This window comes from Kribbella sp. NPDC056345, from assembly GCF_042262745.1.
Lineage (GTDB): Bacteria > Actinomycetota > Actinomycetes > Propionibacteriales > Kribbellaceae > Kribbella.
On the sequence record NZ_JBHJQQ010000033.1, the window covers coordinates 1 to 7007 of the forward strand.

Genomic DNA, 7007 nt, shown 5'->3' on the forward strand with positions numbered 1-7007 from the left:
CGACGCGGCGGGCGCCGATCTGCTCGGTGGTGTACTCGAACTCGGCGCCGGCGTCGCGCAGGAACGCGTGCACCTCGTCGCGGCCCCGGAAGGTCACCAGGTCGGAGTTGAACGCGTAGTCGTCGGACCGCTCGAACCGCACCCCGCCCGCCATGCGCACGAAGTACTGGGAGAAGTCACCGAACGCGACGGACTTCGCGGTCGTGCCGACAGCGGCCACGTTCGGGTCGGTGTGGACCGGCTTGCCCAGCAGCGTGTCCGGGACGCCGACCTGGATGGACGGCTGCCACAGGTACTGGTCCTGCTTGTCCTTCAGCTTCCGGGCGGTGCCGAGGGTGGCGTCCCGCATCAGCCAGCCGCACGAGGCGCTGTTCCGGTACGGGGCGATGACGCTGTAGTACAGGTCGATCAGGTCGTCCGCGGTGAACGCGCCGCCAGCGCCGGTGCCGCCGGTCTTGCCGGTCGACGCGGAGGTGATGATGCCGGTCGGCTTGGAGGAGCCGTCGCCGGTGATGGCGTGGGTGCCGAACGCGTTGCCCAGCGCGCGGCCGGCCTGCATGGCGAGGTAGCTCTCCAGGTCGACACCGGTGTCGGTGAGCAGCTCGGTGGACGCCTGGAGCAGGACGCCGTACTTGTAGGCGCCCAGGGTGCGCTTGGCGAACGCCGGGTCGGACTTGGGCAGGTTGGCGGCCTCGGCGGTGAGCGCGGCAGTCGAGTGGGCCGTGGTCACCGGGATCTCGATGGTCTCGCCGGAGGCGGTGTTCAGGACCGTGGGCCCGGCCATCATCAGACCGGACACCTCGATGAGGTGGGCCATCAGGCGGCCGTAGAACGTGGTGGGCACGGTGTTGCCGCCCGCGGTCGCGGTGCCCTTGGTCAGGTCACGGAAGCTGACCCCGTCGGGCTTGGCGATGTCGATGCCGCGCATCTCGCCGCGCGCCCACCGGCGCAGCTCCGAGTCCTGCTCCTGCGGCTGCTGCCGCTGGTCGGCCGGCTTGGCGAGGAGCTTGGCGAACGCGTCCTCGGCGTCCTTGGTGCGCTGCTCCGCCTCGAGGAGGTCCTTCGCCCGGGCGTCGATCTTGTCGAGGTCGGTGTTCAGCGCCTGGTACTGCGCCTCTTCCTCCGCCGACAGGTCCCGCTTTTCCTTCTCGGCGGTGTCGAGCAGCGCCTTGGCCTGCTCCCAGATGTTCGCCCGGCGCTCCTGCAGCGCCTTGATGTGGCTGGACATGTGCCCTCCTGGGCATGACGACGACACCCGCGACCGTGCGCCGGGGTGCCAGTGGATGGGTGGGTGAGGTGGGTGTCGCCCTGCCTCAGAAGGTGCGGCGCTTCACCAGCTCGGCGCGCCGCTGCCGTACCGCCACGAGCGGGTGGGTGTCGCCCTGCCCGCCCGGCGGGATGATCGTGGGGGCCGGGGCCCCGAGGAACCGCTTCAGCTCACCGGCCTCGGCCGCCGCCCGCACCTCGGCCAGCTCCGCGCCAGCCTTCTCAGCGAGGGACCGCAGGCCTGTGGACGTGTCCAGGTACGCCGGATCGTTGACCGGGGCCACGTCGACCAGCTGCCCGGACAGCAGCGTCCGCACCGGGAACCCGTCGTCCGTCATCGCCCAGTCGTCCTCGAACGTGTAGAACGCGAAGCTGGATTCGGTGACGTCGCCGCGCTGCACCAGCTCGAACACGTCCGCCCGGGCGGCCGGCACGTCGACGCTGTAGTCCAGGCCCGTGCCGTCCGTCTGCAGCCGCAGCGTGCTCGCCCGCGTCGTGCCGAGCAGCATGTTGTTGTCGTGGTTGTAGCGGGCCATCACGCGCGGCCAGCCGTCACCCTCGGACTTCGCGAAGAACCCCGGGTCGATCCGCTCGACGAACCCGCCCAGGTTGCGTGACAGGGTGTTGAACTTCGCGGCGTACCCGCCGATCGTCCTGCTGTCGCCGGCCGCCCGGACCTCGACGAGGCCGCGCGTGAACCGACGCTCACTGTCGCCGTTCACTTCTTCTCGCTTCCGTCCGGGGCCACATTGCCCAGTGGCGTGTAGTCCTGCCCGAGCCCGCCGGGCAGCGGCGGCTCATCCTCGTGACGCCGCAGCTCGTCGATGTTGTTCAGCCCGATCGAGCGAGCGATACGGTGCGCCTGATAGCGGGTCAGCGTGTCGGTGCGCAGCATCGCGCTCGCGTTGAATCGGGCCTCCTCGGTGGGTGGCCGCAGCCAGGAGAACGCTTCCTCCAGGCGGGCCAGCCACGGGCGCAGCGTCCACGTCAGCAGGTCGATACTGTTCTGCTCGACCGTGGCGTAGGTGAGGCTGCCACCCGTCTCACCACCGACCTTCTCCGGCGGCACCCCGTAGATCGCGGCGACCTGGTTCGCCGTCGCCTTGATGGTCTCCAGGAACTGCGACTCGTTCGCCGGCACCGAGATCGCCCGGTACTTCACGCCGTTGCCCAGCGCGACCACGTCCCGGCCTTGGGCGGCCTCCTTGAACCGTGCCTTCAGCACGGTCGCGGCGCCCTGGTCCACGGCCATGTCCGTCTCCAGGACTGCGCTTGGCGTGGACCCGTTGGCGAACCAGTCCCGGCCGAACTGGTTGGCCAGCAGCCCGGCCTCCGTCGTCGTCGCGAAGTACGCGATCGGCGACAGCCCCAGGATCTGCCCGGGCACCGTGTAGGCGGGGATGTGGAACATCTGCCCGTCCTCGAGGCGCCGGCCCTTGTAGCACCAGACCGGGACGGCGGCGAGGTTGTCCTGGATGCTCACGTCGTCCGGGTGCAGCCACTCGATCTGGCTGGGCCAGCCGTCCGGGCCCCAGGCGACGATCAGCCCGTAGGCGTTGCCGCGCAGCGTCAGCGACGTCATGCACCGGTGCAGCCAGTCATACCGGAAGCCAGCCGCGGCCGGGCGCCGGAACAGCGGGGGCAATGGCAGCCGCTGCCGGTCCTCTCCGTCCGCCCGGTAAAACTTCAGAGGCAGGGAGGCCACGGAGTCCGCGAGCAGCCGTGTGGCCGCGTAGACGGGCCCCAGCCGCAGTGCCCGTTCCTGGCTGGTGCCGCGCAGCACGGCCGGGTCCGAGCCCGACCCCCACACGTCCTGGTACGAGATCGCCCGCTTCAGCGCCGTCCGGCGGAAGGGCCACCACTTCACGACTGCCCCCTCACCACACGTTGTTCAGGATGTCGCCCGGCGGTTCTTCTACCTCGGCGGTCAGGCCCCACTTGGCGAGGGTCCCGGCCACCAGCGGGCTGATGTCTACGGACGGGATACGGCGGGCCCACGCCCACGCGTCGCCCAGCGTCCGCTTCTGCGCGCCGGCCAGAGCCGACGCCAGCGGCGCATCGTCGAAGTGCGTCAGGGTCTGCGTCGTTACGGCGTCGTAGAACTGGGCGCACGCCGCGGCCATCTCCCGCGCCTTCGGCTGCACGACTGTCACTCCGAGCCCGGTCTCCTTGTCCTCCAGGTCGCCGATCAGCGACCCGGCCGGCCCCGCCCCGTCGATCACCCAGCACCGCGGGTTCCATTTCCCGTGCAGTTCCTTGGCGCGCTCCAGGATCCAGCCCGTACCGGGCCGGTGGTCGATGACCGTCACGTGCACGCCGCCCAGGTACCGGAACGCTGCGCTGATGGCCGCGTGCGACCGCTCCGGGGTCATGTCGATGGACAGCGCCACCGGCCCGGCCTGCCGCGCCTCAGCGACCGCCGAGACGTCCCCGACGGCCAGGGCCCGCCACGCCTCCTCGGCGATGACCTGCCACGTGTCGGCCTCGTCGGACGGGTAGTCGCCTACACCGAGCCGCTCACGCTCGAAGATGCCGCTGGACCCCAGCGAGGCCCGCTCGTTCCGGACGAACTCCGGGGTGATCAGGAGGCCCAGCGACGGGTTCGCCTTCGCCCACGACGCCGGATCGTCCGAGCTGTCGTGCTCCGTGCAGCCGGGCGGGCATTCGTCCAGGTGCGGGTCCACCGACCACTCGAAGTAGGCCAGGGACGGGTCCGGCTTCCCGGCCTCCAGCGCGGCCAGGGCTCGGCGCCGCAGACGGGCCAGCTGCACCGAGGGGGCGCCGATTCCGGCGCTGCCCAGGTACCAGAGCTGCGGGTTCTCGACGGCGGACATCGTCGGCATCAGCGCGCCCATCGCGTCGTCGCCGAGGATCATCGCCTCGTCCAGGATGTTGCAGTCGCCGGTCCAGCCACGGCCGGAGCCGCCGGAGCGGGCGATGAACTGCAGGGACTGCCCCGTCGTCAGCGTGATCGACGTCTCCGTCGTGTTGTTCAACATCCGCTTGACGCGTTTCCGCAGGTCAGGGCACCCGAGGATCAGGGACTGGATCCGCTGGAACGCGACTCGGCTCGTCTTGAACTCATGCGCGCTGTGAATGATCAGGCGCTCGCCCAGCAGGAACAGCCCCGCCAGCTCCCTGGCCTCGATCACCCCGCCCTTCCCGTTCTGCCTGGGCACGTTCACGGCGCACTCGAACGCCGCCCACTGGCCGTCCTCCCGTTCCCGCAGCCCGACGTCCAGGACGTGCTGCTGCCACGGCATCAGGTCCAGGCCGGCGTGCGCGGCCAGCTCGACCGCCTCCCGGCCAGCCGAGGACAGGAACGTCGGCGGCGCGGTGAACAGGCGGGGCCGCTGGGCACCGCGCAGCAGTTCAGGCTCGGCGAGCACGGAGCCTCCCGTCCTGCCGCTTCCTGGCCAGCTCGTCCACCCGGTCGGTCTCTTCGGCGACCGGCGCGAGCTTGTGCAGGGCCTCGAGCGCGGCCCGTAGTTCGCGAGCGGCGTTCGCCTTCGCCGTCGCCCCGTCCTTCCCGTCCATCACCTGGGCGAGGGTGAGGGCGAGTTGCGCCAGGCCAGGGGCGATATCGCCGACCCGGAGCCGTGCAATTTCGGCGGCGGTCCCTTCGACGTTGGTAGCCATGATCACCCCCGACCTGTCACTGAGAGTCACGTCACGGAGGGTGACCGCCTGCTAAATCGCTGGCGTTCGCCTCGGCGGATTAGCGAGTACAGGCCCCGTGTAAAAAATCGGGCGACAAGGGCGTTTGGGTCGCCCGGTCTTGCGCTCAAAAAGTAGTCGGGGCCTTGATCACCATTCGAGCGTCGCGCCCGTCGTCTCGGTCTTCGTCGCCGATCGTGACCGGTACCAGCGGGTGGCCACCCTGCGCATCTCGGGGTCTCGCATGGCCTCGATGCGGGCCATCACGATGCTGCGCCCGGGGTCGACGGCGATGATCTGTGCGTCCATGCGCCGGTAGCGGGCGAGCCACTTCGAGGTGGGCATGGTGTGGATCAGGTAGACGTCGACCTTGTCGCGGTGCTCGAACGCCTCGAACATCGCGGCGTAGCGGGCCTTGTGGGCGACGCGGAGCAGGAGCGGGTCCTGGTTCCAGTTGGGGGCGCCTGGCCCGGCGAGGGCGCGGGTGATGCGGTCGAGGTCGATGACGATGTCGCTGGGCTTGGCCCTGCTCTCGATCCAGCTCGTCTTGCCTGCGGCCGGCGGTCCGGTCACGATGTACAGCACGGACCGTCACCACCTCAGCTGGGGTCGCCGGGGGCTGGGCTTCGGTGACGCTGTGCGGTTGCCGCGGCTGCTGTTGCAGCGACGGTGCGCGGGCCGGGCGTTGGCCTTGTCGAGGAGCGAGCCGCCTCGCGAGAGCGGCTGTTCGTGGTCGAGGGTGAAGGACAACGGGTGCCGGGCGTCCAGCTCGTAGCCGATGTTGTGGCCGCACCACCAGCAGGGGAGTCGCTGGGCTCGGAGCCAGTCGACGAGGCGGCGGTAGGGGCGCCCGTTGCGCGGGTTGCCGGCCACGGGCGCCACCTCCCACCAATCTACGGCGCGGGGGCCTCCGTGCACGTCGGGTCGTCGAGGCAGTCCTGCAGCTCGTCGCGGTTGGCCCGGTTGAGCTGCTGCAGGCCTTCCATGTAGCGGTCGATCCGGTCGCCCTCGGGCAGGCCTTGGCAGGGGCTCGGCTCCTCGTCCATGCCTGCGTCGGGGCTGTCCTTGATGAGGTCTGCCCAGGCGGTGACGCATGCCTTGCGTGCGGCGGCCTGGTCGACGGTCTTGGTGGCGGTGACGGTGGGCTGCGGCTTGTCGTCGCTGCTGCCGCTGCTGCAGCCGGTGGTGAGGGCTGCGAGGGCGAGCAGGGCGGCGCAGGCGGCTCCGCGGGCGGTCATGGTTCCCCCCATGGGTGTTCGGATGCTGAACGGGCATCATCCGCTGCGTGTTGGTCGCTTGGGGGGTCTGTGGCTGTGTTGTGACGCGTTGGTGTCCGCCGCCGGGCGCCCCGCATCCCGCGGGTGCCCGTGATCCCCGCGTGGGGCCGCCTCCAGCCCCGGGCGCCAGGCGACGGACGGACACGACGCAGCCCCGGCCGGGTGGTCCTGGCCGGGGCTGCGTCGTGTGTTTGTGGGCACAGTTGTGCACGGCGATCGTCACACACCGTCTGACCTGCGGTCAAGCCGCTTGGCGTTCAGCGCGCTTGACGGCGAGCGCGGTGACGTCGACCGCTGCGAAGTACGGGAAGCGCTCGGTGCCTCCGGAGCGCTCGAGCTGGCCGCGGTAGACGAGGTTACGGAGGGCTCCGGCGCTGATGCCGCCGAGGACCTCGCGGGTCTGGGTGGCGGTGAGGTGACCGGGCCGGATGATCTGCGACTCCATGTCTCCATGATGCGGCTGGCCCCGCCGCGACGGGGGATTACGCGGCGGGGCCCGGTCTCAGTGTGGCAGGCGGCTGCTACTTGTCCAGCCGTTCCAGGGTGACCTCGTTCTTGCCCTGCGCGCGCTGCTGCTGCGGCGGGGGGAAGTGGCCGCCGCGGGAGGCCTGGTAGGTCGTCTCGTGCCCCTTCAGGCGGGGGTCGTCCTGGCGGATGGGCTTGGGGAATCCGAGTGCCATGATGGCGTTCCTGTCTCTTCGTTGGGATGGGACCGGGGCGGCCGGGATGCGGATCCTGCGGGAGCACCTCAGCGAGGTTGTCGAGGTGAGTGCCGGCTCGGTGTGCGATGAGCTGGCGGAGAGCGGG

At 70.6% G+C, this 7007-nt stretch carries 10 protein-coding genes; all 10 read right to left on the minus strand.

The features are described 5' to 3' along the window. Positions 1-1228, minus strand: a 1228-nt coding sequence (locus ACFCV3_RS42505) for a phage major capsid protein (protein WP_376041143.1), incomplete at its 3' end; no start/stop codon positions are given. Between the two features lie 85 nt (positions 1229-1313). Next, complete coding sequence (locus tag ACFCV3_RS42510) at positions 1314-1988, minus strand: HK97 family phage prohead protease (protein ID WP_375852300.1); 675 nt, start codon at positions 1986-1988, stop codon at positions 1314-1316. Beyond that, complete coding sequence (locus ACFCV3_RS42515) at positions 1985-3133, minus strand: phage portal protein (protein WP_375852299.1); 1149 nt, start codon at positions 3131-3133, stop codon at positions 1985-1987. Before ACFCV3_RS42515 ends, ACFCV3_RS42510 begins: the two co-directional genes overlap by 4 nt. A 10-nt stretch (positions 3134-3143) precedes the next feature. Next, the gene (locus ACFCV3_RS42520; protein ID WP_375852298.1) at positions 3144-4655 is read right to left on the minus strand and encodes a hypothetical protein; all 1512 of its coding nucleotides are present in this window, start codon (positions 4653-4655) and stop codon (positions 3144-3146) included. Beyond that, positions 4639-4935: a hypothetical protein gene (locus ACFCV3_RS42525; protein ID WP_376041147.1), complete on the minus strand. Its 297-nt coding sequence runs from the start codon at positions 4933-4935 to the stop codon at positions 4639-4641. Before ACFCV3_RS42525 ends, ACFCV3_RS42520 begins: the two co-directional genes overlap by 17 nt. 138 nt (positions 4936-5073) lie before the next feature. Then, positions 5074-5508, minus strand: coding sequence for a hypothetical protein (locus tag ACFCV3_RS42530; RefSeq protein ID WP_375852296.1), 435 nt, complete (start codon positions 5506-5508; stop codon positions 5074-5076). Positions 5509-5514: 6 nt separating this feature from the next. Then, complete coding sequence (locus ACFCV3_RS42535) at positions 5515-5796, minus strand: HNH endonuclease (RefSeq protein ID WP_365421791.1); 282 nt, start codon at positions 5794-5796, stop codon at positions 5515-5517. Positions 5797-5816: 20 nt separating this feature from the next. Further along, positions 5817-6161 carry a hypothetical protein gene (locus ACFCV3_RS42540; protein ID WP_365421788.1) on the minus strand — a complete coding sequence of 115 codons (345 nt, stop codon included), beginning with the start codon at positions 6159-6161 and terminating at the stop codon, positions 5817-5819. A 280-nt stretch (positions 6162-6441) separates the two neighbouring features. Further along, positions 6442-6645: a hypothetical protein gene (locus tag ACFCV3_RS42545; protein ID WP_365437368.1), complete on the minus strand. Its 204-nt coding sequence runs from the start codon at positions 6643-6645 to the stop codon at positions 6442-6444. A gap of 76 nt (positions 6646-6721) precedes the next feature. Further along, a complete protein-coding gene (locus ACFCV3_RS42550; RefSeq protein WP_365437371.1) occupies positions 6722-6880 on the minus strand; it encodes a hypothetical protein in 159 nt (52 codons plus the stop codon). Positions 6881-7007: the final 127 nt, after the last annotated feature.

Bases quoted from the DNA above. Each gene is read 5' to 3' on its own strand.
- ACFCV3_RS42540 (WP_365421788.1), bottom strand. From the start codon at position 6,161: ATGACCGCCCGCGGAGCCGCCTGCGCCGCCCTGCTCGCCCTCGCAGCC.
- ACFCV3_RS42545 (WP_365437368.1), bottom strand. From the start codon at position 6,645: ATGGAGTCGCAGATCATCCGGCCCGGTCACCTCACCGCCACCCAGACC.
- ACFCV3_RS42550 (WP_365437371.1), bottom strand. From the start codon at position 6,880: ATGGCACTCGGATTCCCCAAGCCCATCCGCCAGGACGACCCCCGCCTG.